Here is a 21367-nt window from a genome sequence, read left to right on the forward strand (position 1 = left end):
GGCGGACGATGGTCAGCGGGATCGACTGGCCGCCGGCCTGGATGGTCTTCTCCGACACGCTCACGCCGGACAGATCGACCTTGACCGAGGCCTGGGCACCGACCAGTACGGCGCGGGCATCTTTGGGGCTGAGGGTTTCCAGCGGCTTGCCGCCGCCGGCTTCCAGGGCCTGGAGGAAGGCCTGGGTGTTGTGTTCCACGCCGGGGCTGCCGGCGGCGAAGGCCTGGCCGGCGGCCAGGGTGATCAGTGCACTGAGCAAGGCGATACGGGGCATGGCGATAGTCCTTTTAGTCGACCAGGGTAAGGGTGACGTCGATGTTGTTGCGGGTGGCGTTGGAATAGGGGCAAACGATGTGCGCGCGCTGGATCAGCTCCTGTGCCGCCTCGCGGGCCAGGCCCGGCAGGCTGATGCGCAGCTCCACCTCAATGGCGAAGCCGGTGGGCACGGCGCCGATGCCGACCACGCCCTCGATGGAGGCGTCGGCCGGCACGCTGAGCTTGTCGCGCATGCCGACGAACTTCAGGGCGCCGAGGAAGCACGCGGAGTAACCGGCGGCGAACAGCTGCTCGGGGTTGCTGCCTTCACCGCCGGCGCCGCCCAGTTCCTTGGGCGTGGTCAGGGCGACGTCGAGGATGCCGTCGGAGGACACGGCGCGGCCGTCACGGCCGCCGTAGGCTTCGGCGTAGGCGCGGTAGAGGACTTTTTCGATGGACATGGCGATGCTCCCTGGACGAGGCCGGGCCGCTCGGGCCCCGGCGCGCCGCGGTCAGTGGCCTTCGGAGGCGTTGAACATGGTCTTGGCGTAGATCAGGCCGAGGCCGTAGGCGCCGCCGTTGGCGATGGCGGTCTTCACGGTCTGGTCGTAGGTCTCGCCGCGGGCCCAGTCGCGCTGCAGCTCGAGCAGGTACTGCAGGGAGGTCATCGGTCGTGCGCCGAGCTGGATCATGCGCTGCATGGCCATCTCATGAGCTTCGTCGGAGACGTCGCCGCAGGCGTCGGCGATGACGTAGACCTCGAAGCCCTGGTCGATTGCCGACAGGGCCGGGCCGACGATGCACACCGAGGTCCACAGGCCGGCGAGGACGATCTTGTTCTTGCCGAGCTTGTTCACTTCCACGGCGATGCGCGCGTCTTCCCAGGTGTTCATGGTGGTGCGGTCGATCACCTGCTGCTCCGGGAACACCGACTTGATCTCGTCGAAGATCGGCCCGGAGAAGCTCTTCTCGGCGACGGTGGTGAGGATGGTGGCGACGCCGAATTCCTTGGCGGCCTTGGCCACCAGAGCAGCGTTGTTGCGCAGGGTGACGGCGTCGATCGACTTGGTGGCGAAGGCCATCTGCGACTGGTGGTCGATCATGATCAGGGTGTGGTCGAGCGGGTTGAGCAGGGTCTTGCCGGGTGCGGCGGAGGCGGTGGCCATGGGGTGATGCTCCGGAGAGGGACGAAAGGAGCATCGAGTGTCATGCCGGGCGCCGCTGCGCTCTTGCCTGGACGTGCCGGTTTTGCACCGACGTGCGCAAAAGAAGACGCCCCGCTGGGCGGGGCGTTGGCTCAGGAGGCGACCGGAGAGAGCCAGGCCGGCCGCTGGCGGTCGCGCTGGTAGGTGGAGGAGGCCAGCACCTGCACCACGAAGTCTTCCAGGCGTTGTGGCGACAGGCCGCCTAGAACTTCGCTCTGCAACAGGATCTGCACCGGCGAGGGCACCTGGCGGGTCAGCGTGGCGATCTCTTCCACCGCGTTGAAGCCGCCGCGGCCGCCCTGGGTGCAGACCACGGAGATGCGCTGGCGCGACAGATCGTGGTCGCCGAGGAAGCTGCGCAGCGGCGCGGCCAGGCCCTTCATCCATACCGGGGTGAGCAGCACGATGTGCTCGAAGTCTTCTAGCGGCGGGCCCTCATAGCGGTAGTCGGGGCGGGTGCGCAGCCAGGCGTCGAACATGCAGCGCCAGTCGCCGCTGGCCCCGGCCCGTGGGCGGATGTCCTGAATCAGGCCCAGGGGCCAGCCGGTGAGCTGAGCCAGCTCGTCGGCGACCAGGCGGGTGTTGCCGGTACGCGAGTAGCACACCAGAAGAATGTCGTTCATGGCGACCTCCATCGCTCGGTCCGGGATTGTCCCGGCGTTGATTCCAGCCTACGCACCAGCTCCGGGCGAGCCTTGATCCGCATCAAGGAAGTGGCGGGGGCAGGTCTTCCTCGGCCAGCGTCTCGGCATCGACTTCCTCCAGCGGGCCCTGGGCCGTCAGCGCCACGCGCTGGCGGTGTTCGGCCACCGACACGGACCAACCCAGCTCGGTGGCGACGCGCCGGCGCAGGCAGTCGGCGGCGTCCGGCTCGCCGTGGACGATGTAGGTGTGTTTTGGCGGGCGACGGAAGCTGCCGAGCCACTGCAGGATCTCGTCGGCGTCGGCATGGGCCGAGAGGTTCTCCAGGGCCGCCACTTCGGCACGGATCGGCACGTCGACCCCATGTATGCGCACCGTCTCCGCGCCGCCAGCTATCAGTGCGCCACGCGTGCCGCCGGCCTGGAAGCCAGACAGCAGGATGGTGTTGTGCGGGTCCGGCGCCAGTGCGTGGAGGTGGTGAAGAATCCGTCCGCCCGTGGCCATGCCGCTGCCGGCGATGATCACCGCCGGGTTGCGCTGGTTTTCCAGGCGCTTCGACTCGGCCACACTGCGCACGTACTCGGCCACCTGGCACATACCGTGGCAGTCCTCGCGCGACAGCCGGTGCTGGTCGCCGAAGCGCTGGTACAGGGCGGTCACGTCGTTGGCCATGGGGCTGTTGAGGTAGACGGGCAGATCGGGTATCAGGCCGGTCTTCTTCATCCGGTACAGGTGGTACAGCAGCAGTTGGGCGCGGCCGACGGCGAAGGAGGGCACCATGACAATACCGCGGCGCAGAACCGTGCGGTTGATGATGTCGGCCAGTACCTGCTCGGTGTCCTGCTGTGGGTGGCGGCGGTTGCCGTAGGTGGACTCCAGCAGCAGGTAGTCGGCCTGCTCGACAGGCTCGGGGGCGACCATGATTGGGTCGTGCGGTCGGCCCAGGTCGCCGGAACACACCAAGGTCTGGCCGTCGGCGACAATCTCGACGCTGGCCGCGCCGAGTATGTGGCCGGCCGAGCGCAGCTGGACATGCATGCCGTTGACCAGCTCGGCGCTGCGGTGCAACGGCAGTGCGTGTAGCTGTTTGAGCGTGCGCCGGGCGTCGTCCTCGGTGTATAGGGGGCGCGCCGGGTGGTGCTTGGAATAGCCGTGGCGGTTGGCGCACTCGGCTTCTTCCTCCTGCAGACGGCCACTGTCCAGTAGCATGATCGCCAGCAGCTCGCAGGTTGCTTCGGTGGCATAGATGGGCCCACGGTAGCCCTCGCGGATCAGCACCGGCAGGTAGCCGCTATGATCGAGATGGGCGTGGGTGAGCACCACGGCATCCAGGCGACGAGGATTGAACGGTGGACGCTCCCAGTTGCGCAGGCGCAGCTGCTTGTAGCCCTGGAACAGGCCGCAGTCCACCAGCAGGCTCCGGCCCGCATGCTCCACCAGATACTTGCTGCCGGTGACCGTTCCCGCACCGCCGAAGAAGCTCAAGCGCATGGTTCGCCTCGCCCTGTGTCCGGGCCCGCCGGTTCGGCGAGCGCATCGGCATTGCTAAATCTAGTCGCGTGGGCGGTCGGTGTGTTGCTCTGGATCAGTTCGGGCTTCCTTGACATCGATCAAGTATCCCGGCCGGGACGGGGGGATAGTGGGGAAACTGCCATCGCCGGAGATCGGATCATGCTGAAAATGAAAGCCGCCGTGTTCGTCGAAAAGAACCGCATCGTACTGGAGGACAAGCCGATTCCCGATGTTGGGCCCCTCGATGCGCTGCTGCGCATCACCACGACCACCATCTGCGGCACCGATGTGCACATCCTCAAGGGCGAATACCCGGTCGCGCGCGGCCTGACCGTTGGCCATGAGCCGGTCGGGGTGATCGAGAAGCTGGGCTCGGCGGTACGTGGCTTCAGCGAGGGCCAGCGGGTCATCGCGGGTGCCATCACGCCCAGCGGGCATAGCAACGCCTGCCTCTGCGGTTGCGCGGCCCAGGACGGCCCCGACAACCGTCACGGTTTTTCTGCCATCGGCGGCTGGAAGTTCGGCAACACCATCGACGGCTGCCAGGCCGAATACGTACTAGTGCCGGACGCCATGGCCAACCTCAGTCCGGTGCCGGACGCGCTATCGGACGAGCAAGTGCTGATGTGCCCAGACATCATGTCCACCGGTTTCGCCGGGGCGGAGAGCGGCAATATCCAGATCGGCGACACCGTGCTGGTGCTCGCCCTCGGCCCGATCGGCCTGTGCGCGGTAGCCGGCGCGCGGCTGCGCGGTGCCAGTAGGGTGATTGGCGTCGACACTGTGCCGGCACGCATGGCCCTGGCCCGCCAGCTGGGCGCCAGCGAAGTGATCGATTTCCGCGCTGGCGACCCCCTGGAGCAGGTCATGGCGCTGACCGGTGGCCGTGGTGTCGACGTAGCCATCGAGGCGCTGGGGCGCCAGGCCACGTTCGAGGCGGGGCTGCGGGCGCTGCGCCCGGGCGGCACGCTGTCCAGCCTGGGGGTGTATTCGGACGACCTGCGCATCCCGCTGGACGCCTTCTCCGCTGGGCTGGGTGACAAGCGCATCGTCACCAGCCTGTGTCCCGGTGGTAAGGAGCGCATGCGCCGCTTGATCGAGGTAGTCGCCTCTGGGCGGGTTGATCTCAAGCCGCTGGTGACCCACCGCTTTCGTCTGGACGACATCGAGCAGGCCTACGAGCTGTTCGCCAACCAGCGTGACGGGGTGATGAAGGTGGCGATCACGCCATGAACGAAAACGCCCCGCATGGGCGGGGCGTTTGGTCGAACGAGGTGACTTATTCCTTGACCTTCATGTCCAGAGACAGGTCGCGGGCGGCCTTGGTGGCGAGGATGCCCATCAGCTGGCCGATCTCGTCCTGGCGGCTGGCGCTGGCGCCGTTGCCGCCGCCACCCATCATCACGCCGGGGACCGGTGCCTGGGAGGCAGCCTCGGCCCACACCTTGTTGATCTCCACTAGGGCATCCAGCTTCGGCTGCAGCGCACCGTCCGCCTCGATCACGGCCTTGCGCGCGTAGGCTTCGGCGTCGGCGGTGATCTTGGTGGCGTCGGCGGTGATCGCCGCCTTGTCGCGCAGCAGCTCGGCGGTCTGCTTCTCGATCTCGGCGCGGCCCTTCTCACGCTCGGCGTTGATGCGCGCCAGCTGCTTCTCGGTCTCGGCCTGGGTGGTGCGCTCGATCTGGTCGCGCAGGGTCTCCTGGCGGCGGGCCTCCACTTCCTTCTCGCCGCGGGCGGTGACCAGCAGCTTCTCTTCCTCTTCCTTCAGGCGGTTCTGCCGGGCCACGGCCAGCTCGGCCAGGGCCTGCTGGACCTTGACCATGCGCTGCTTGTACTGCGGGTTGGGGTCGACGTTGGTGATGCGCGCCTCGACCACTTCCACGCCGTACTTGCGGAACTGCTGCTGCTTGCGCACCGGGATGCCCTTGCTGTCCATGACCTTCTCGGTGACGAACTGGCTGGCGCTGTTGTCGCCGAAGGTGCCCTGTTCGCTGCCGGCCTGCAGGATCGCGGTCTGGCTCGGCAGGTGGCCGCGCGGGCCGCGCACTTCCTTGCGCTTGATCAGGTACAGGCCGTCGTTGAGCTGGTTCTCGAACTCGGCGGCGAACTCGCTGCGCGCGCCGGCGTAGAAGTCGTCGGCACTCATCAGCGAGGCGGTGGCCTGCAGGGTTTCCTTGATGGCCGGGACCAGGGCGGTCTTGATGAAGTTTTCCGGGTTGCGATATTCCTGGGCGATCTTCAGGAACTGGTCGCCGCTGGGCAGGCGGAAGCGGGCCGAGGACTCGACCTTGGCGTCGACGTTGCCGAGGAACACGATGGGGAAGGCCTCGATGGTGGCGCCGAGGGAGTCGTTGTCGCTGCTGTCATCGATCTCCAGGGCCTCGGTGAGCACCGACTGCACGCTGAGGGCCTTTTTCCACGGGGTGGCGCGGCCGAACCATTTGGTGGCGTAGCCCACGTCGTCGACGATCTTCTCTTCGCCGAAGATGGTCCGCACATGGGTGGCGAAGCCGGCTTCGTTGTAGAAGAACACGCCGTTGAAGCTGACGAAGCCGACGGCGGCCACCAGCACCGGGATGCCGACGTATTTGATGAGGGAGAGTTTGGAGCTTGGGCCGCTGGAGATATCCATGATCTGTCCTTGACTGCGGGAACGGTGCGCGAATGCTGCGCAGCGCCCGCTGGGGCGTCAAGTGGCACTGTGCCGGTATGTGGGCTGGCTCTCGCCGGTCGCTCAGTCGAGGGCGAACGGCGCCTGGTGCAGGCCGCTGGCGTCGACCTGCAGGGCCCAGCCCTGCTTGTCCCAGTCGCCGAGGACGATGCGCCGTGCTGGCTGGCCGTTCACCTCGAGCTCATGCACGGCGGGGCGGTGGGTGTGGCCGTGGATCAGGGTGCGCACGCCGTGCTTGGCCATGATCCGCGGCACTTCGTCCGGAGTCACGTCGATGATCTCGCGGGCCTTCATGCTGGTCTGCGCGCGGCTCTCGTTGCGCAGCTTGCGCGCCAGCTTGTGGCGGGTGGACAGCGGCAGGTTGCGCAGGATGAACAGGCTGAGCGGGTTGCGCAGCAGGCGGCGCAGCTTCATGTAGCCCACGTCCAGGGTGCACAGGCTGTCGCCGTGCATCAGCAGCACCGGCTCGTCGTTGAAGCGCACGATGCTCGGGTCTTTCAGCAGCGTGCAGCCAGCCTCGCGGCAGAAGGCGCGGCCGATCAGGAAATCGCGGTTGCCGTGCATCAGGAAGATGCGCGTACCGGTATTGCTGAGTTCACGCAGGGCGCGGGCGATGCTGTGCTGGAAGGGCGACATGCCGTCGTCGCCGATCCATACCTCGAAGAAGTCGCCGAGGATGTACAGCGCCTCGGCCTGGCCGGCACGTGTCTGCAGGAAATGCAGAAACGCCCGGGTGATGTCCGGGCGTTCCTCTTCCAGGTGCAGATCGGAGATCAGCAGGATCATCGAATCACTCGACGATTTCGGCCTTCTCGATGATCACGTCTTCCACCGGGACGTCCTGGTGGCCGGACTTCATGGTGGTGTCCACGCCCTTGATGGCGTTGACCACGTCCATGCCCTCGGTCACCTGGGCGAATACCGCGTAGCCCCAGCCCTGCATGGTCGGCGCGGTGTGGTCGAGGAAGCCGTTGTCGGCGACGTTGATGAAGAACTGCGCGGAGGCGGAGTGCGGGTCCATGGTGCGGGCCATGGCCACGGTGCCGACCTTGTTGGACAGGCCGTTGTTGGCCTCGTTCTTGATCGGTGCGCGGGTGGATTTCTGCTTCATGCCCGGCTCGAAACCGCCGCCCTGGATCATGAAGTTGCCGATCACGCGGTGGAACACGGTGCCATCGTAGTGGCCGCTCTTCACGTATTCCTTGAAGTTGGCGGTGGTTTCCGGGGCCTTGTCTTCGAACAGTTCCAGGGTGATGACGCCGTGGTTAGTGTGCAGCTTGATCATGGCGATGCGCTCTCGAATTCGGGCAAGACGGGCAGGGCGGCGGCGCGTTCGCGCTAAAAGGCCACGCCTGGTCGCTTTGCGGCTGTCAGGGGGTTGACGGGTTGGGTATCATACGGGCTTTGTCTTGACCGGCCTACCCTGGGGCGAAACCGCCACGGGCCGCGAGCCGCGCACCTCGAAGCTAAGGACATCATGAGCAAGCCCACCGTCGAAAAAGCCGCCAACTTCCTGCGCCCCATCGTTCAGGCCGATCTGGACAGCGGCAAGCACGCCAAGATCATCACCCGCTTCCCGCCGGAGCCCAACGGCTACCTGCACATCGGGCACGCCAAGAGTATCTGCCTGAACTTCGGCCTGGCCCAGGAATTCGGTGGCGAGTGCAACCTGCGTTTCGACGACACCAACCCGGCCAAGGAAGACCAGGAATACATCGACGCGATCAAGAGCGACGTCGAGTGGCTGGGCTTCCAGTGGGCCGGCAAGGAGCGCTACGCCTCCGACTACTTCGACCAGCTGCACGCCTGGGCCGTCGAGCTGATCAAGGCTGGCAAGGCCTTCGTCTGCGACCTCAACGCCGAGGAAATGCGTGAGTACCGCGGCACCCTGACCACTCCCGGCAAGGACAGCCCGTTCCGCGAGCGCTCGGTGGAAGAGAACCTGGACCTGTTCGCCCGCATGAAGGCCGGCGAGTTCCCGGACGGCGCCCGCTCGCTGCGCGCCAAGATCGACATGACCTCGCGCAATATGAACCTGCGCGACCCGATCCTCTACCGCATCCGCCACGCCCATCACCACCAGACCGGTGACAAATGGTGCATCTACCCGAGCTACGACTTCACCCACGGTCAGTCGGACGCCATCGAGGGCATCACCCACTCCATCTGCACCCTGGAGTTCGAAGACCACCGCCCGCTGTACGAGTGGTTCCTCGAGCAACTGCCGGTGCCGGCGCAACCGCGCCAGTACGAATTCGCCCGCCTCAACCTGAACTACACCATCACCAGCAAGCGCAAGCTCAAGCAGCTGGTTGACGAGAAACACGTCAATGGTTGGGACGATCCGCGCATGTCGACCCTGTCCGGCTATCGCCGCCGCGGCTACACCCCGGCCTCGATCCGCACCTTCTGCGACATGATCGGCGTCAACCGCGCTGGCGGGGTGGTCGATATCGGCATGCTGGAGTTCGCCATCCGCGAGGACCTGGACGCCAACGCCGCGCGCGCCATGTGCGTGCTCAAGCCGCTCAAGGTAGTCATCACCAACTACCCGGAGGGCCAGATCGAGAACCTCGAACTGCCGCGCCATCCGAAGCAGGACATGGGCGTGCGCGTGCTGCCGTTCAGCCGCGAGATCTTCATCGACACCAGTGACTTCGAAGAAACCCCGCCGGACGGCTTCAAGCGCCTGATCCCGGGTGGCGAAGTGCGCCTGCGCGGCAGCTACGTGATCCGCGCCGACGAAGCGATCAAGGACGCCGCCGGCAACATCGTCGAGCTGCGCTGCTCCTACGACGAGAACACCCTGGGCAAGAACCCCGAAGGCCGCAAGGTCAAGGGCGTGATCCACTGGGTGCCGGCTGCCGAGAGCGTGGAGTGCGAAGTGCGCCTGTACGACCGCCTGTTCCGCTCCGCCAACCCGGAGAAGGACGAGGAGGGCGGCAGCTTCCTCGACAATATCAACCCGGAGTCCTTGGTCGTTCTGCAGGGCTGCCGAGCCGAGCCGTCGCTGGCCCAGGCCGCGCCGGAAGAGCGTTTCCAGTTCGAGCGCGAAGGCTACTTCGTCGCCGACCTGAAGGACTCGCAGCCCGGCAAGCCGGTGTTCAACCGTACCGTCACCCTGCGCGACACCTGGGGAGCCTGATCCATGGCGTTGTCCATCTACAACACCCTGAGCAAGGTCAAAGAGCCGTTCCAGCCGCTGGAAGGTAACCAGGTGCGCATGTACGTGTGCGGCATGACCGTGTACGACTTCTGCCACATCGGCCACGCCCGCGTGATGGTCGCCTTCGACGTGGTCACCCGCTGGCTGCGCCAGCGCGGCTATGACGTGACCTACGTGCGCAACATCACCGACATCGACGACAAGATCATCAAGCGCGCCCAGGAGAACGGCGAGCCGTTCGAGGCCCTGGTGGATCGCATGATCGCCGCCATGCACGAAGACGAGGCGCGTCTGTCCGTGCTGCGTCCGGACATCGAGCCGCGCGCCACCGGCCATATCGCCGGCATGCACCAGATGATCCAGACCCTGATCGACAAGGGCTACGCCTACGCCCCGGGCAATGGCGACGTGTACTACCGCGTCGGCAAGTTCGTTGGCTACGGCAAGCTGTCGCGCAAGAAGATCGAAGACCTGAAGATCGGTGCACGCATCGAGATCGACGAGATCAAGCAGGACCCGCTGGACTTCGTGCTGTGGAAAGGCGCCAAGCCGGGCGAGCCGAGCTGGGAGTCGCCGTGGGGCAAGGGTCGTCCGGGCTGGCACATCGAGTGCTCGGTGATGTCCACCTGCTGCCTGGGCGAGACCTTCGACATCCACGGCGGCGGCCCGGACTTGGTGTTCCCGCACCACGAGAACGAGATCGCGCAGAGCGAGGCGGCCACCGGCAAGCTCTACGCCAACACCTGGATGCACGCCGGCGCGGTGCGCGTGGACGGCGAGAAGATGTCCAAGTCCTTGGGCAACTTCTTCACCATCCGCGAGGTGCTGGAGAAGTACCACCCGGAAGTGGTGCGCTACCTGCTGGTGTCCAGCCACTACCGCAGCCCGATCAACTACTCCGAAGACAGCCTCAAGGAAGCCAAGGGCGCCCTGGAGCGCTTCTACAACGGCCTCAAGGGCCTGCCGGAAGTGGCAGCTGCCGGTGGCGAAGCCTTCGTCGAGCGCTTCGGCGCGGCGATGGACGACGACTTCAACTCGCCGGAAGCCTGCGCCGTGCTGTTCGAGATGATCCGCGAGGTCAACCGCCTGCGCGAGACTGACGCCCAGGCCGCCGCCGGCCTGGCCGCCCAGCTCAAGCAACTGGCCGGCGTGCTCGGCGTGCTGCAGCTGGAGCCGGATGCCTTCCTCCAGGCCGGTGCCGCCGGCAAGGTCGACGCCGCCGAAGTCGACGCGCTGATCGCCGCACGCCTGCAGGCCCGTGCCGACAAGAACTGGGCCGAGTCCGACCGCATCCGCGACCAGATCACCGCCATGGGCGTGGTGCTGGAAGACGGCAAGGGCGGCACCACCTGGCGCCTGGCCGAGTAAGCGCTGCGCTGCATGAAAAAGGCCGCCCTCGGGCGGCCTTTTTCATGCCTGCGTATCTAGCGTTTGCCGCTGTACCAGATCACCCGGCTGACGCCACGAGTGACGGCCACATAGGCCAGGCGCAGGCTCTCGTCGCGCATGGCCTGGTCGTAGCCGTTGCGGAACAGCCCGCAGTGGGCATACAGCGCGTTGCGCAGCGGATGCGGCTCGGGGCTGCCGCCCTCGTCGAGGATGATCGCCACTTCGCCCTGCAGACCCTTGGCGCGGTGGATGCTGTAGGCACGCACCGGCAGGCTCGGGTCCAGCTGGGCCTGCACCTGCTTCAGCGCATCGTTGCGCCGGCCGAGCAGCAGCACCGGGTTGCGTTCGCGGCTGCCGCGCTGGGCGACATGCGCGCACTGCGCGGCGATTTCCTGCAGCAGCTCGGGCAGCCGGCGCTTGAGGTCGAAGCCCTCGATGCGGCGCAAGCCGTGGTCACCTGGCTGCGCGGCCTTGACCGCCTGGCTGCGCTTGGCTTGCTTGCAGGCAACGTGCTGCAGCAGCGCCTCGGCATCGCGCAGGATTGGTTCGATGCTGCGGAAGTTGGCGGTCAGCATCAGCACCTGGCTCCTGGCCTTGCCGCGGCTGGGAAAGTGGCGGTCGAAGTCGAGGAACAGCTCCGGCGAGCTGCCGCGCCAGCCGTAGATTGACTGCCAGTCGTCGCCGATGGCCATCAGGCTGACCGCCTTGCCGCGACTGGTCAGGGCGCGGTGCACGGCCTGCAGCCAGTGGACGATCTGCGGCGAGATGTCCTGGAACTCGTCGATCAGCAGATGGCGCAGCGGCTCGATGGCCTGCGCCGGCAGCTCCTCGGCGCTGACCAGGCGCTCGCCGAGCTGGCGGAAGGCCGCATCGAAGGTGATGACGTCTTGCGCCTGCAGCAGAGCCTGGAAGCGCGCCCAGAAGCTGGCGAGCGCCTGCAGGAACAGGCGCTCGCGTGGCGCGCAGTCCAGCGTGGCTGCACCAAGGCGATCCGGGCGCAGGCCGAGGCTCTCGGCGAAGCAGCCCTGCTGGTAGAACGCCTCATATAGTGCTGTGGCGCGCAGTTCGCCGGCCAGGCGCAGGCCCTCCTGGGGCGGCTTGCCGACGGCCTCGGGCATGGCCACACCGAGCAGCTCATGCACCTGCTGGCGGAAGGCGGCATCGCTGGCGTAGAGCTCATCGTAAGCCTTGCGCAGCAGGCGCTGTTGCGCGGGTGGCAGGCGTCCGCCGGCCGGTGCGTCCGGTTCCTCCCCGGCGTCGCCGCCGAGCTGCTCGAACCAGGCCGGCGCGCCCAGCAACGTCTTGGCCTGTTGCGCCATGGCCGAGTGGAAGGTACGCACGCACTGGCGCGCCTGTGCCTCGTCGAAGGGCAATCGCCAGAAGGCCAGCAGGCGCAGCAGCTGGCCGCGCAGCTCGGCGCAGGAGGCGTTGGTGAAGGAGATCACCGTAAGGCTGCTGGCGGGAATTTGCAGGTGGCAGAGCATGAACACCACGCGCAGCAGCAGGGTGGTGGACTTGCCCGAGCCGGCGCCGGCGAAGATGCGCGCCAGCGGGGCGCGACAGAGGATCATCGCCCACTGCTCGTCGGACGGTGCGCCGATCAGCCCAGCCGCCACCGCCTCGGCGACGCGTTCGCGCATGGCGGCGATCTGGCTGTCGTCGACCTTCGGGCGGGCGCTGGAATAGATGCCGGTGGGTACCGGGGCAGGGCCATCGCTGGCCTTCTTCTTGCGGCCGCCCGCCTTGGCCTTGCCGCCGCTGGCGGGGCGCTTGGCGCGCGGTTGCGGCTGGCGCAGCCGGGCCGCGGCCTCGCGTTCGGCGCGCAGGTATTCGGTGGTGCGGGGGAAGTAGCGCGCCAAGGCGCTGGAGAACAGCGCCTTGTAGCGTTTGACGGCGGACAGCATGGCAACTCGGAAAGCAGATGCGGCCGGCCATCATACGGGCTTTCCGCCGCGGGCTGGAGCCTGGCAATGGGCCAGCGGATCAGGGTTACTGGGCTTCGAGTATCTCCAGGGCGATGCGCACCCGCTCGGCATTCGGGTAGTTGCGGTTGGCCAGGATCACCAGGCCGGTGGCGCGGGCCGGCAACAGCACCACGTAGGCGCCGAAGCCATTGGTCGAGCCGGTCTTGTTCAGCAGCAGGTCGCCCTCAGCCGGCTGTGGCGTGGCGAAGCGCTCGACGGCATGCGGCTCCAGGGCCATCGGCGTGGAGTTGCCGGCCTGCAGACGCTGCAGAGTGATGGGGTAGGCGTAGCGCTCCCAGCCCAGGCCCTGGGTCATGTCGCCGACCCGGTAATAACCCAGTTGGGTGGTGGCAATGGCCTGGCGCAGCGGTGTCGGCAGCTGCGACGGATCGAGGTTGGCCTCGACGAAGCGCAGCATGTCAGCGGCAGAAGATTTCACCCCGTAGGCCTCGGCGTCCAGCGGGCCCGGCTGCACGCGGATCGCCTTCTCCTCGCGGTAGCCCCAGGCGTAGCGCGCCATCTGGCCCTGCGGCACGCGCACATGGCTCTCCGTCATGCCCAGTTGCGGGAACAGCCGGCGCTCCAGCAACTGGTCGAACGGCTCGCCCAGGCTGGCGGCGGCCAGGTGGCCGAACAGGCCGATGCTGGGGTTGGAATACAGGCGCTGGCTACCGGCGCGGTAGGCGGGTTGCCAGGCGCGGTAGTAGTCGAGCGTCTGCCGCTCGTCGTGCACGGTATCCGGGAATTGCAGCGGCAGTCCGCCGGGCGTGTAGGTGGCCAGGTCGAGCAGGCTGATCTGGTCGAAGGCAGTGCCGCGCAGCGCCGGCAGATGCTTGCTGGCCAGATCGTTCAGGCGCAGCTTGCCTTCGGCCTGGGCATAGGCGCCGAGGGTGGCGGTGAACAGCTTGCTCACCGAGCCCAGTTCGAACAGGGTGTGCTCGTCCACCGCCTGGCCGCTGTCGCGGTCGGCGACGCCGTAGTTGAAGAAGTGCCGCTCGCCCTTGTGCATGATGGCCACGGCCAGGCCAGGAATCCGGTACTGCTCGATGGCTGGTTGCACGGCGGCGTCGACGGTAGCGCGCAGCTCATTTGGCTGCGCCAGGGCTGTGTGGCCGATCAGCAGCAGGGCCAGTGCGGTGGTTTTGAATCGCATGGATAAGTCCTTCAGTTCATCGGCGGCAGCCGGCGCGGCACCGAGGTCTTCTTGACGATGGCGGTGTTGGTCTCGGCATAGGCGTTGATGCGGTCCAGCAACTCGTCGAGCTGCTCCATGGAGCGCACGTGCAGGCGGGCGACGAAGCAGTCCTCGCCAGTGATCTTGTCGCACTCGGTGAACTCGGGGATCGACTGGATCTGCCGCTCCACCTCATGCAGCTTGCCGGGCAGCGGGCGCACGCGAACGATGGCCTGCAGCTGGTAGCCGAAGTGGCGCGGGTCCACCTCCACGGTGTAGCCCTTGATCACCCCGCGCTCCTCCAGGCGGCGCAGGCGCTCGGCGACGCTGGGCGAGGACAGGCCGCTGATCTGCGCCAGCGCCTTGAGCGAGCGGCGCGAGTCTTCCATCAGGGCGTTGAGCAGAAGCTGGTCGATTTCGTCGGTCATGGCGTGCTCATAAGGTTATTTCTGAAAAGTACCTTCGCAATAAAGGCGGTGCTTCAGTTTTGCCTTAGATTAGCCCTGTATCGGTCGGTCGGGGTAGCCGAATAATAGTCGCACCCCAACCGGAGACTCCGACCATGGACAAGACCCTTAAGCGCGGCTCGCTGGAAATGATCGCGGCAATGCTGATTTCCGGCACCATCGGCTGGTTCGTACTGATTTCCGGCCAGTCCGTGATCGACGTGGTGTTCTGGCGCTGCGTGATCGGCGGCGCCATGTTGCTGCTGGTGTGCGCCGCGCTCGGCCTGCTGCGTCGCGAGCTGCTGAGCCGGCGGGTGCTGGTCCTGGCGCTGGTGAGCGGGGTGGCCATCGTCGGCAACTGGCTGCTGCTGTTCGCCTCCTACTCCAAGGCGTCCATCGCCATCAGCACGGCGGTGTACAACGTCCAGCCGTTCATGCTGGTGGGCCTGGCCGCGCTGTTCCTCGGCGAGCGCATCACCCTGGCCAAGCTGGCCTGGCTGAGTGTGGCCTTCCTCGGCATGCTGGCCATCGTCAGCGCTCATGGCGACACCGGCACCTCGGGCGAGAACTACCTGCTGGGCATCGCCCTGGCCCTGGGCGCGGCGCTGCTCTATGCAGTGGCGGCGCTGATCGTCAAACGTCTCTCCGGCACGCCGCCGCACCTGATTGCGCTGATTCAGCTGCTCACCGGCATCCTCATGCTGGCGCCGCTGGCCAGTTATCAACTGCCCGAGCAGCCGCAGGCCTGGGCCAGCCTGGCGGCCCTCGGCATCCTGCATACCGGGGTGATGTACATGCTGCTGTACAGCGCGATCCAGAAGTTGCCGACGGCGCTGACCGGGGCGCTGTCGTTCGTCTACCCGATCGCGGCGATCTTCGTCGACTGGCTGGCCTTCGGTCATCGCCTCAGCCCGCTGCAGTGGCTGGGTGTGGCTGCCATCCTGCTTGCCGCGGCTGGCATGCAGCAGGGCTGGAGCCTGCGTCGGCGGCGTCTGGCCGCGGCCTAGCGATCAGTCGTCGCGGGTCAGCACTTCCAGAAGCTCGATCTCGAACACCAGATTGGAATTCGGCGGGATCAAGCCGACCTGGCGTTCGCCATAGCCCAGGTGCGCCGGCACCCACAGCTTGCGTTTGCCGCCGACCTGCATGCCCATCAGGCCCTGGTCCCAGCCCTGGATCACCCGGCGTGTGCCGATCACGCACTGGAAGGGTTTGCCGCGCGCGTAGGAGGAATCGAATTCAGTGCTGTCCTCCAGCCAGCCGCGGTACTGGGTGGTGATCAGCGCTCCCTTGACGGCAGCCTTGCCGCTGCCGAGTTGCAGGTCTTCGATCTTCAGTTCGCTCATGACGGTCTCGCAGTGCGTCTTCGGGACAGGCCCGGGTTTCGGGAACAGGCTCCACCGCCTTGGGGAGCGCGCGGGGCATTCTAACGACTGCCAGCGGCAGGCGATGAACATCGCTGGGTAACCCGCTGGCACCTGCGGAGACGATAACGTCTTGCTTCAGGTCAAAGGGAGCGCAGCCGACCGAGCCAATACTGCGCTTCTCGGCAGGCGTGCACCGGAGAACGAACGCTTCGGGAAGGCCGGTTAGCAGAAGATCATGTCGCCCGACAAGACTACTTAAGTCGACCTGGCGCGATACTATCCGCGCTTGTCGAGCGGCGCCGGTTATCGCTAGCGTTGCCCTTTGCCGCAAATGGCCGCAGCAGTCGCCTCATGGAAGTGAAGTTGTTATGACGCGTGCGCAACCCTCTCGCCAGCCGGACGCCGGCAGCGACCCCCTGGAGCGCCGCCTGCAGGCGCAGCGCCTGGTGCAGATCGCCAATGTACTGTGCGTGGTCCTGCTGCTGATCGGCGCCCAGACCATGGTCGCCGGCAGCTGGCTGAATGCCGGGTTGGTCGCCGCGGCGCTGGCACTGGTGCTGGTCGGGCGCTGGATCAACCGGCGTGGCAGCGTGGAGCTGTCGGTGGCACTGGTGCTCTGTTCGCTGACCGTGCTGGTCAGCGCCTCGCTGTGGTTCAGCCAGGGCCTGTACAGCGCGGCGGTGCTGGGCTTTCCGGCGATCCTGATCGTGGCCGGCATGGTGGCTTCGCTGCGCCTGTTCGTTGGCCTGCTGCTCAGCATTTTGGCGGTGGTGGCCTTCCTCACCTATGCGTCGCTGAGCGGGCTGCAGAGTTTCGAGCCGCTGCCGCTGGGCATCGGGCGCATGGTCAACGTCAGTTGCATCCTGCTCACCTGCGCGGCGGCGGTGTGGCTGCTGGCCAACGACCTGCGCAAGACCCTGCTGCGCCTGCAGCAGGAGATCCTGCGGGTGAAGGATTCCGAGGCCAGCTTCACCCACCTGGCCCAGCACGACGCCCTGACCAACCTGCCCAACCGCCTGCTCATCCGCGACCGCATGGAGCAGGCCATCGGCCGCGCGCGGCGTGACGATGAGCAGGTGGCGCTGCTGTTCCTCGACCTGGACAACTTCAAGACCATCAACGATTCGCTCGGCCACGCCGCCGGCGACGAGCTGCTGCAGGAGGTGGCGCGCCGCCTGAAGGAAACGGTGCGCGACATCGACACCGTGAGCCGCCAGGGCGGCGACGAGTTCCTCATGGTGTTGGCCGACGTGGCGGACCTGGCGGCGGTGTCTTCGGTGGCCGCGCTGGTGCAGCAGAAACTGGCCCAGCCGTTCGCGCTCAAGGGCATGCAGATCGTCACCTCCATCTCCATCGGCATCTCGCTGTTCCCCGGTGATGGCGACGACTTCGACACCCTGCTCAAGCACGCCGACATGGCCATGTACCAGGCCAAGTCGGCGGGGCGTAACGGCTTCTGTTTCTTCGACGAGCAGATGAACGCCGATACCCACGAGCGCCTGGCCCTGGAGCTGGACCTGCGTCAGGCGCTGAGCCGCGACGAGTTCGTGCTGCACTACCAGCCGATCGTCGACCTGCACGGTGGCCGCCTGCTGGCAGCCGAGGCGTTGTTGCGCTGGCAGCATCCGCAGCGCGGCACCCTCGGTCCGGACCGTTTCATCCGGGTGGCTGAGGAGTCTGGGCTGATCGTCGAGATCGGCGAGTGGGTGCTGGGCGAGGCCTGCCGTCAGGCCATGCTCTGGCAGGCGGCCGGGCTGCCGCGCTTCGCCGTGTCGGTGAACCTGTCGGCGGTGCAGTTCCGCCGCGGCAATCTGGAGGCCATGGTGCGCGCGGCGCTGAACCGCTTCGGCCTGGCGCCTGCCTGCCTGGAGCTGGAACTGACCGAATCGATCCTGCTGCAGGACTCCGCGCAGCTGCGTCGCCTCAAGGAGCTCGGGGTGAAGCTGTCGATCGACGACTTCGGCACCGGCTATTCCAGCCTGTCGTACCTGCAGCGCTTCCAGGTCGACAAGCTGAAGATCGACCAGTCCTTCGTCCGTGGCCTCACCGGCAATGCCCAGAACCAGGCCATCGTCACCGCCATCGTGCAGATGGCCCGCAGCCTGGGCCTGCACACCACCGCCGAGGGCATTGAGGACGAGCCGACCCGCGCTCTGCTGACCGAGCTGGGCTGCGACCAGGGGCAGGGCTTCCTGTTTGCCAAGCCACTGGCGGCGGCGGAGTTCGGCGCCTTCGCGCGTCGCCAGCGGGTGCCGGTCTAGCTCAGACCTTCACGCCCTGTTCGCGTAGGCGCTTGTACAGGGTGTTGCGACTCAGGCCCAGGCTGCGCGCCAGGTGCGAGATGTTGCCGCCGCAGGCCTGGTACTGGCTGGCCAGGTCGGTGGCTTCGGGCAGCGCTTCGCGGGCGGGCGGGGCGTCGGCTTCGGTCTCGAGATCGGCGAAGAAGTCGTCCGGCAGGTGCTCGATGCGGATCGGCTGGTCCTCGGCCATGGCCAGGGCGATCTGCATCACGCTATTCAACTGGCGCAGGTTGCCGGGCCAGGGGTGGCGCTGGAACAGCGCCTGCACTTCGCGGCTGAGGCCGGCCCACTGGCTGGGCTCGCGGTGGTGCTCCCATACCCGCTGGAACAGCGCGGTCTTGTCGGTGCGCTCGCGCAGTGGTGGCAGTTCCAGGTTGAGGCCGCTGATGCGGTAGTAGAGGTCGGCGCGGAACAGGCCGGCGTCCACATCCTGGCGTAGCGGGCGGTTGGTCGCCGAGACCAGGCGGATATCCACCGGGTAGGGCTCGCCGCCGCCCAGGGGTTGCACGCTGCGTTCCTGCAGCACGCGCAGCAGGCGGGCCTGTACGGCGAGCGGCATGTCGCCGACCTCGTCGAGGAACAGGGTGCCTTTGTGCGCCTTGCGGATCAGGCCGATGCTGCCCTTCTGGCTGGCGCCGGTGAAGGCGCCTTTCTCGTAGCCGAACAGCTCGGACTCCACCAGTTCGGCGGGAATCGCCGCGCAGTTCACCGCGATCAGCGGCTGGCCGGCCCGCGAGCTGGCGTTGTGCAGGGCTTTGACGAACACCTCCTTGCCGGCGCCGGTCTCGCCTTGGATGAGGATCGGGATGTCCTTTTCCACCAGGCGCTCGGCCTGGCGTACGGCCTTGTCCACCCGCGGGTCGCCGAGGTTGATGTTGGCCAGGGTGAAGCCTGCCTGTGGCTGGACCTGGGGCGCTTGCGTGCGGAAATCGCGCGGTTGGATGCGCGGCTTGCGCGGGCGCTTGAGCAGGCCGTGGAAGCGGTAGCGGCCGGCGGCGCGCAGGGCAAAGGGCAGGTTCTCCGGCTGGCTGAGCAACTGATGCAGCGGGGTGTCGAACAGGCTCTCGATATTCACCCGCGACAGGCCGACGCCGAGCAGGCTGTCGGCACGGCGATTGGCCGAGACGATCTGCCCGGCCTCGTCGAACACCAGCAGGCCGGCCCACTGGCTGTCCAGGTTGTCCAGGCTGGTGTTGAAGCTGAGCTGGAAGTAATCGTCCTTGAACAGGTTGAGGATCAGCCGGTTCTCCACCGACTGGCTCATCATCTTGACCATGCCCAGGGTGTGGGCGGGTGGCAGGTAGCTGTCGCTGGAGACGTCGAGCACACCGATCATCTGCCGGGCCGCATCGAAGATCGGCGAGGCCGAACCGGTCATGAAACGGTTGGCCTTGAGGTAATGCTCGTCGCGCTGGATATGCACCGCCTGGCCGCAGGCCAGGGCCGTGCCGATGGCGTTGGTGCCGCTGTGGCGCTCCTGCCACAGGGCGCCGGGGACGAAGCCGGCGGCCTGGGCCGGCTCGACGAAGCGGCGGTCACCCCAGGACTGCAGCAGCTGGCCCTGGTTGTCGGCCAGCATGATCAGGCAGTTGGAATTGGCCAGGATGTTTTCGTAGTAGGGCAGCACCTCCTGGTGGGTGGTCTGTACCAGGAAATGCTGGCTCTCCAGCAGGGCCGAGACTTCACCGGGCGCAGCCTGGCCGAAGGCCGGCTGGCTCTGGTGGGTGAGGCCGAAGTCGCGGCAGCGGCTCCAGGAGTCGTGAACGATGGCGTCGTGGCTCGGCGCCGGGGCGGTAGCAGTCATGAGGTTCGCCTGATTCTTGTATTTATCGTCACAGCTTCCGTGCTGGCGCCGCCGTTACTGCAATAGGCGGGCCTGCTCAGGAGGGCACTCGCTGCCTCCTGGCTCCGACCTTCTCCCGCGGGCGGGAGAGGGTGAAGCGTTCGCCCAGTGTTGTTCATTGCTGTTCAAAGTCAAAGGGCGAAGTGTTCAGTTGTTCAAGTTTCGCTGTTCAAAATTGTTCAGTACTGGCCGCGACAGTTTTCGCGTTTCTGCGAATATTCCTTTGCAATCAGCAGCATGGCGAATTTTCGTTTGCGCACATCGGCTCTGGCACGAATGTCGCCTTATGCCAGTGCCGCCGCCGAACAGCAGCTTCGCGGCGACGGGCGAAATAACCATAAGGACACGCCATGTCGTTAACGCTGGAACATGTCTGCCGCGTGGTCGACCAGCAGGTGTACATCGATGATGCCTGCCTGAGCTTCGAGCCGGGCTCCTTCAATGTGCTGGTGGGCCGCACGCTCGCCGGCAAGACCTCGCTGATGCGCCTGATGGCCGGGCTGGACAAGCCCAGCAGCGGCCGCATCCTGATGCACGGCGCCGATGTCACCGGCGTGCCGGTGCGCCAGCGCAACGTGTCGATGGTCTACCAGCAGTTCATCAACTACCCCAACCTGACGGTATACGAGAACATCGCCTCGCCACTGCGCCAGGCCGGCGTAGCCAAGGCGGAGATCGAGCGCAAGGTGCAGGAAACCGCGCAGATGCTGCGCATCGACAAGTTTCTCAAGCGCTACCCGCTGGAGCTCTCCGGCGGCCAACAGCAGCGCACGGCGATGGCACGCGCGCTGGTCAAGGATGCTGACCTGGTGCTGTTCGACGAGCCGCTGGTCAACCTCGACTACAAACTGCGCGAGGAGCTGCGCCAGGAGATGCGCGAGCTGTTCCGCGCCCGTCGCAGCATAGCTATCTATGCCACCACCGAGCCCAACGAGGCACTGGCCCTGGGTGGCACCACCACCATCCTGCATGAGGGGCGGGTGATCCAGAGCGGCAGGACCACCGAGGTCTACCACCGGCCGCAGCAGGTGCTGGCCGCCGAGCTGTTCTCCGAGCCGCCGATCAACCTGATGCACGGGCGCATCAGCGATGGCGAGGTGAGCTTCGAGGACTTCGTGCATTTCCCGCTGACCGCCGAGCTGCGCGGCCTGGCGGAAGGGCAGTACCGCTTCGGCGTGCGTCCCGGGCATATCGGTCTGGTGCCGTCCAACGACGACGACCTGGAGCTGGCGGTGACCGTCGAGCTGGCCGAGATCAGCGGCTCGGAGACCTTCCTCCACGTGCGCAGCGAGCACTTCGCCCTGGTCCTGCACCTGCAGGGTGTGCACGAGTACGACGTTGATGCGCCGATCCGCATCTATATCCCGACCCACAAGCTGTTCGTTTTCGATACCCAGGACCAGCTGGTCCTGGCGCCGATTCGCAGGTCCTGA

At 66.6% G+C, this 21367-nt stretch carries 18 protein-coding genes and 1 pseudogene; 6 read left to right on the top strand and 13 right to left on the bottom strand.

Annotated elements, in window-relative coordinates:
* The 5 genes and pseudogenes from IB232_RS22385 to IB232_RS22405 all read right to left on the bottom strand — a co-directional run.
* A pseudogene (locus tag IB232_RS22385) lies at nucleotides 1-274 on the bottom strand (alpha/beta hydrolase); the annotation flags it as partial.
* A 13-nt stretch (nucleotides 275-287) separates the two neighbouring features.
* The gene (locus IB232_RS22390) at nucleotides 288-716 is read right to left on the bottom strand and encodes an organic hydroperoxide resistance protein (RefSeq protein ID WP_192400762.1); all 429 of its coding nucleotides are present in this window, start codon (nucleotides 714-716) and stop codon (nucleotides 288-290) included.
* A gap of 51 nt (nucleotides 717-767) precedes the next feature.
* Nucleotides 768-1421: a hydrolase gene (locus IB232_RS22395; RefSeq protein WP_192400763.1), complete on the bottom strand. Its 654-nt coding sequence runs from the start codon at nucleotides 1419-1421 to the stop codon at nucleotides 768-770.
* Nucleotides 1422-1552: 131 nt separating this feature from the next.
* The gene (locus tag IB232_RS22400; RefSeq protein WP_192400764.1) at nucleotides 1553-2083 is read right to left on the bottom strand and encodes a flavodoxin family protein; all 531 of its coding nucleotides are present in this window, start codon (nucleotides 2081-2083) and stop codon (nucleotides 1553-1555) included.
* An 82-nt stretch (nucleotides 2084-2165) separates the two neighbouring features.
* Nucleotides 2166-3593: an MBL fold metallo-hydrolase RNA specificity domain-containing protein gene (locus IB232_RS22405; RefSeq protein WP_192400765.1), complete on the bottom strand. Its 1428-nt coding sequence runs from the start codon at nucleotides 3591-3593 to the stop codon at nucleotides 2166-2168.
* Between the two features lie 180 nt (nucleotides 3594-3773).
* On the opposite strand from IB232_RS22405, the gene IB232_RS22410 reads away from it, so the two are divergent.
* Nucleotides 3774-4847 carry an NAD(P)-dependent alcohol dehydrogenase gene (locus IB232_RS22410; protein ID WP_192400766.1) on the top strand — a complete coding sequence of 358 codons (1074 nt, stop codon included), beginning with the start codon at nucleotides 3774-3776 and terminating at the stop codon, nucleotides 4845-4847.
* Between the two features lie 46 nt (nucleotides 4848-4893).
* On the opposite strand, the gene IB232_RS22415 is transcribed toward IB232_RS22410, so the two are convergent.
* From IB232_RS22415 to IB232_RS22425, 3 genes are all read right to left on the bottom strand, one after another.
* Nucleotides 4894-6246: an SPFH domain-containing protein gene (locus IB232_RS22415; protein ID WP_192400767.1), complete on the bottom strand. Its 1353-nt coding sequence runs from the start codon at nucleotides 6244-6246 to the stop codon at nucleotides 4894-4896.
* Nucleotides 6247-6348: 102 nt separating this feature from the next.
* The gene (gene lpxH / locus IB232_RS22420; protein ID WP_192400768.1) at nucleotides 6349-7071 is read right to left on the bottom strand and encodes a UDP-2,3-diacylglucosamine diphosphatase; all 723 of its coding nucleotides are present in this window, start codon (nucleotides 7069-7071) and stop codon (nucleotides 6349-6351) included.
* 4 nt (nucleotides 7072-7075) lie between these two features.
* Nucleotides 7076-7570, bottom strand: a complete 495-nt coding sequence (locus IB232_RS22425; RefSeq protein ID WP_192400769.1) for a peptidylprolyl isomerase — start codon at nucleotides 7568-7570, stop codon at nucleotides 7076-7078.
* A 192-nt stretch (nucleotides 7571-7762) separates the two neighbouring features.
* Between IB232_RS22425 and IB232_RS22430 the strand changes: the two genes are divergently transcribed.
* Complete coding sequence (locus tag IB232_RS22430) at nucleotides 7763-9430, top strand: glutamine--tRNA ligase/YqeY domain fusion protein (RefSeq protein ID WP_192400770.1); 1668 nt, start codon at nucleotides 7763-7765, stop codon at nucleotides 9428-9430.
* Nucleotides 9431-9433: 3 nt separating this feature from the next.
* Nucleotides 9434-10819 (top strand): cysteine--tRNA ligase, encoded by a 1386-nt coding sequence (cysS, locus tag IB232_RS22435; RefSeq protein ID WP_192400771.1) that lies wholly within the window; start codon nucleotides 9434-9436, stop codon nucleotides 10817-10819.
* A gap of 56 nt (nucleotides 10820-10875) precedes the next feature.
* Here the strand turns inward: cysS and IB232_RS22440 are convergent, their stop codons facing one another.
* The 3 genes from IB232_RS22440 to IB232_RS22450 all read right to left on the bottom strand — a co-directional run bounded on the left by IB232_RS22440 (nucleotide 10876) and on the right by IB232_RS22450 (nucleotide 14406).
* On the bottom strand, nucleotides 10876-12744 hold the full coding sequence (locus IB232_RS22440) for a UvrD-helicase domain-containing protein (RefSeq protein ID WP_192400772.1): 1869 nt from the start codon (nucleotides 12742-12744) through the stop codon (nucleotides 10876-10878).
* A gap of 85 nt (nucleotides 12745-12829) precedes the next feature.
* Nucleotides 12830-13957, bottom strand: a complete 1128-nt coding sequence (gene ampC, locus IB232_RS22445; RefSeq protein ID WP_192400773.1) for a class C beta-lactamase — start codon at nucleotides 13955-13957, stop codon at nucleotides 12830-12832.
* Between the two features lie 11 nt (nucleotides 13958-13968).
* Nucleotides 13969-14406, bottom strand: a complete 438-nt coding sequence (locus IB232_RS22450; protein WP_192400774.1) for an Lrp/AsnC family transcriptional regulator — start codon at nucleotides 14404-14406, stop codon at nucleotides 13969-13971.
* Between the two features lie 134 nt (nucleotides 14407-14540).
* On the opposite strand from IB232_RS22450, the gene IB232_RS22455 reads away from it, so the two are divergent.
* Nucleotides 14541-15431 (top strand): DMT family transporter, encoded by an 891-nt coding sequence (locus IB232_RS22455; protein ID WP_192400775.1) that lies wholly within the window; start codon nucleotides 14541-14543, stop codon nucleotides 15429-15431.
* 3 nt (nucleotides 15432-15434) lie between these two features.
* Here IB232_RS22455 and IB232_RS22460 read toward each other — a convergent pair whose 3' ends face one another.
* Entirely contained in the window at nucleotides 15435-15770 is a 336-nt protein-coding gene (locus IB232_RS22460) for an FKBP-type peptidyl-prolyl cis-trans isomerase (protein WP_192400776.1), read from the bottom strand.
* A gap of 389 nt (nucleotides 15771-16159) precedes the next feature.
* Here IB232_RS22460 and IB232_RS22465 point away from each other — a divergent pair, with 389 nt between their 5' ends.
* On the top strand, nucleotides 16160-18052 hold the full coding sequence (locus tag IB232_RS22465; protein ID WP_192400777.1) for a putative bifunctional diguanylate cyclase/phosphodiesterase: 1893 nt from the start codon (nucleotides 16160-16162) through the stop codon (nucleotides 18050-18052).
* A 1-nt stretch (nucleotide 18053) separates the two neighbouring features.
* On the opposite strand, the gene IB232_RS22470 is transcribed toward IB232_RS22465, so the two are convergent.
* Nucleotides 18054-19895: a sigma-54-dependent Fis family transcriptional regulator gene (locus IB232_RS22470; protein ID WP_192400778.1), complete on the bottom strand. Its 1842-nt coding sequence runs from the start codon at nucleotides 19893-19895 to the stop codon at nucleotides 18054-18056.
* Between the two features lie 389 nt (nucleotides 19896-20284).
* On the opposite strand from IB232_RS22470, the gene IB232_RS22475 reads away from it, so the two are divergent.
* The gene (locus IB232_RS22475) at nucleotides 20285-21367 is read left to right on the top strand and encodes an ABC transporter ATP-binding protein (protein ID WP_192400779.1); all 1083 of its coding nucleotides are present in this window, start codon (nucleotides 20285-20287) and stop codon (nucleotides 21365-21367) included.

Source organism: Pseudomonas sp. PDM15 (assembly GCF_014851565.1).
GTDB lineage: Bacteria > Pseudomonadota > Gammaproteobacteria > Pseudomonadales > Pseudomonadaceae > Aquipseudomonas.

What these genes read in the sequence shown, in the direction of transcription:
- IB232_RS22390 (WP_192400762.1), bottom strand. Translation starts at nt 716, where the DNA reads ATGTCCATCGAAAAAGTCCTCTACCGCGCCTACGCCGAAGCCTACGGC.
- IB232_RS22395 (WP_192400763.1), bottom strand. Translation starts at nt 1,421, where the DNA reads ATGGCCACCGCCTCCGCCGCACCCGGCAAGACCCTGCTCAACCCGCTC.
- IB232_RS22400 (WP_192400764.1), bottom strand. Translation starts at nt 2,083, where the DNA reads ATGAACGACATTCTTCTGGTGTGCTACTCGCGTACCGGCAACACCCGC.
- IB232_RS22405 (WP_192400765.1), bottom strand. Translation starts at nt 3,593, where the DNA reads ATGCGCTTGAGCTTCTTCGGCGGTGCGGGAACGGTCACCGGCAGCAAG.
- IB232_RS22410 (WP_192400766.1), top strand. Translation starts at nt 3,774, where the DNA reads ATGCTGAAAATGAAAGCCGCCGTGTTCGTCGAAAAGAACCGCATCGTA.
- IB232_RS22415 (WP_192400767.1), bottom strand. Translation starts at nt 6,246, where the DNA reads ATGGATATCTCCAGCGGCCCAAGCTCCAAACTCTCCCTCATCAAATAC.
- lpxH (WP_192400768.1), bottom strand. Translation starts at nt 7,071, where the DNA reads ATGATCCTGCTGATCTCCGATCTGCACCTGGAAGAGGAACGCCCGGAC.
- IB232_RS22425 (WP_192400769.1), bottom strand. Translation starts at nt 7,570, where the DNA reads ATGATCAAGCTGCACACTAACCACGGCGTCATCACCCTGGAACTGTTC.
- IB232_RS22430 (WP_192400770.1), top strand. Translation starts at nt 7,763, where the DNA reads ATGAGCAAGCCCACCGTCGAAAAAGCCGCCAACTTCCTGCGCCCCATC.
- cysS (WP_192400771.1), top strand. Translation starts at nt 9,434, where the DNA reads ATGGCGTTGTCCATCTACAACACCCTGAGCAAGGTCAAAGAGCCGTTC.
- IB232_RS22440 (WP_192400772.1), bottom strand. Translation starts at nt 12,744, where the DNA reads ATGCTGTCCGCCGTCAAACGCTACAAGGCGCTGTTCTCCAGCGCCTTG.
- ampC (WP_192400773.1), bottom strand. Translation starts at nt 13,957, where the DNA reads ATGCGATTCAAAACCACCGCACTGGCCCTGCTGCTGATCGGCCACACA.
- IB232_RS22450 (WP_192400774.1), bottom strand. Translation starts at nt 14,406, where the DNA reads ATGACCGACGAAATCGACCAGCTTCTGCTCAACGCCCTGATGGAAGAC.
- IB232_RS22455 (WP_192400775.1), top strand. Translation starts at nt 14,541, where the DNA reads ATGGACAAGACCCTTAAGCGCGGCTCGCTGGAAATGATCGCGGCAATG.
- IB232_RS22460 (WP_192400776.1), bottom strand. Translation starts at nt 15,770, where the DNA reads ATGAGCGAACTGAAGATCGAAGACCTGCAACTCGGCAGCGGCAAGGCT.
- IB232_RS22465 (WP_192400777.1), top strand. Translation starts at nt 16,160, where the DNA reads ATGACGCGTGCGCAACCCTCTCGCCAGCCGGACGCCGGCAGCGACCCC.
- IB232_RS22470 (WP_192400778.1), bottom strand. Translation starts at nt 19,895, where the DNA reads ATGACTGCTACCGCCCCGGCGCCGAGCCACGACGCCATCGTTCACGAC.
- IB232_RS22475 (WP_192400779.1), top strand. Translation starts at nt 20,285, where the DNA reads ATGTCGTTAACGCTGGAACATGTCTGCCGCGTGGTCGACCAGCAGGTG.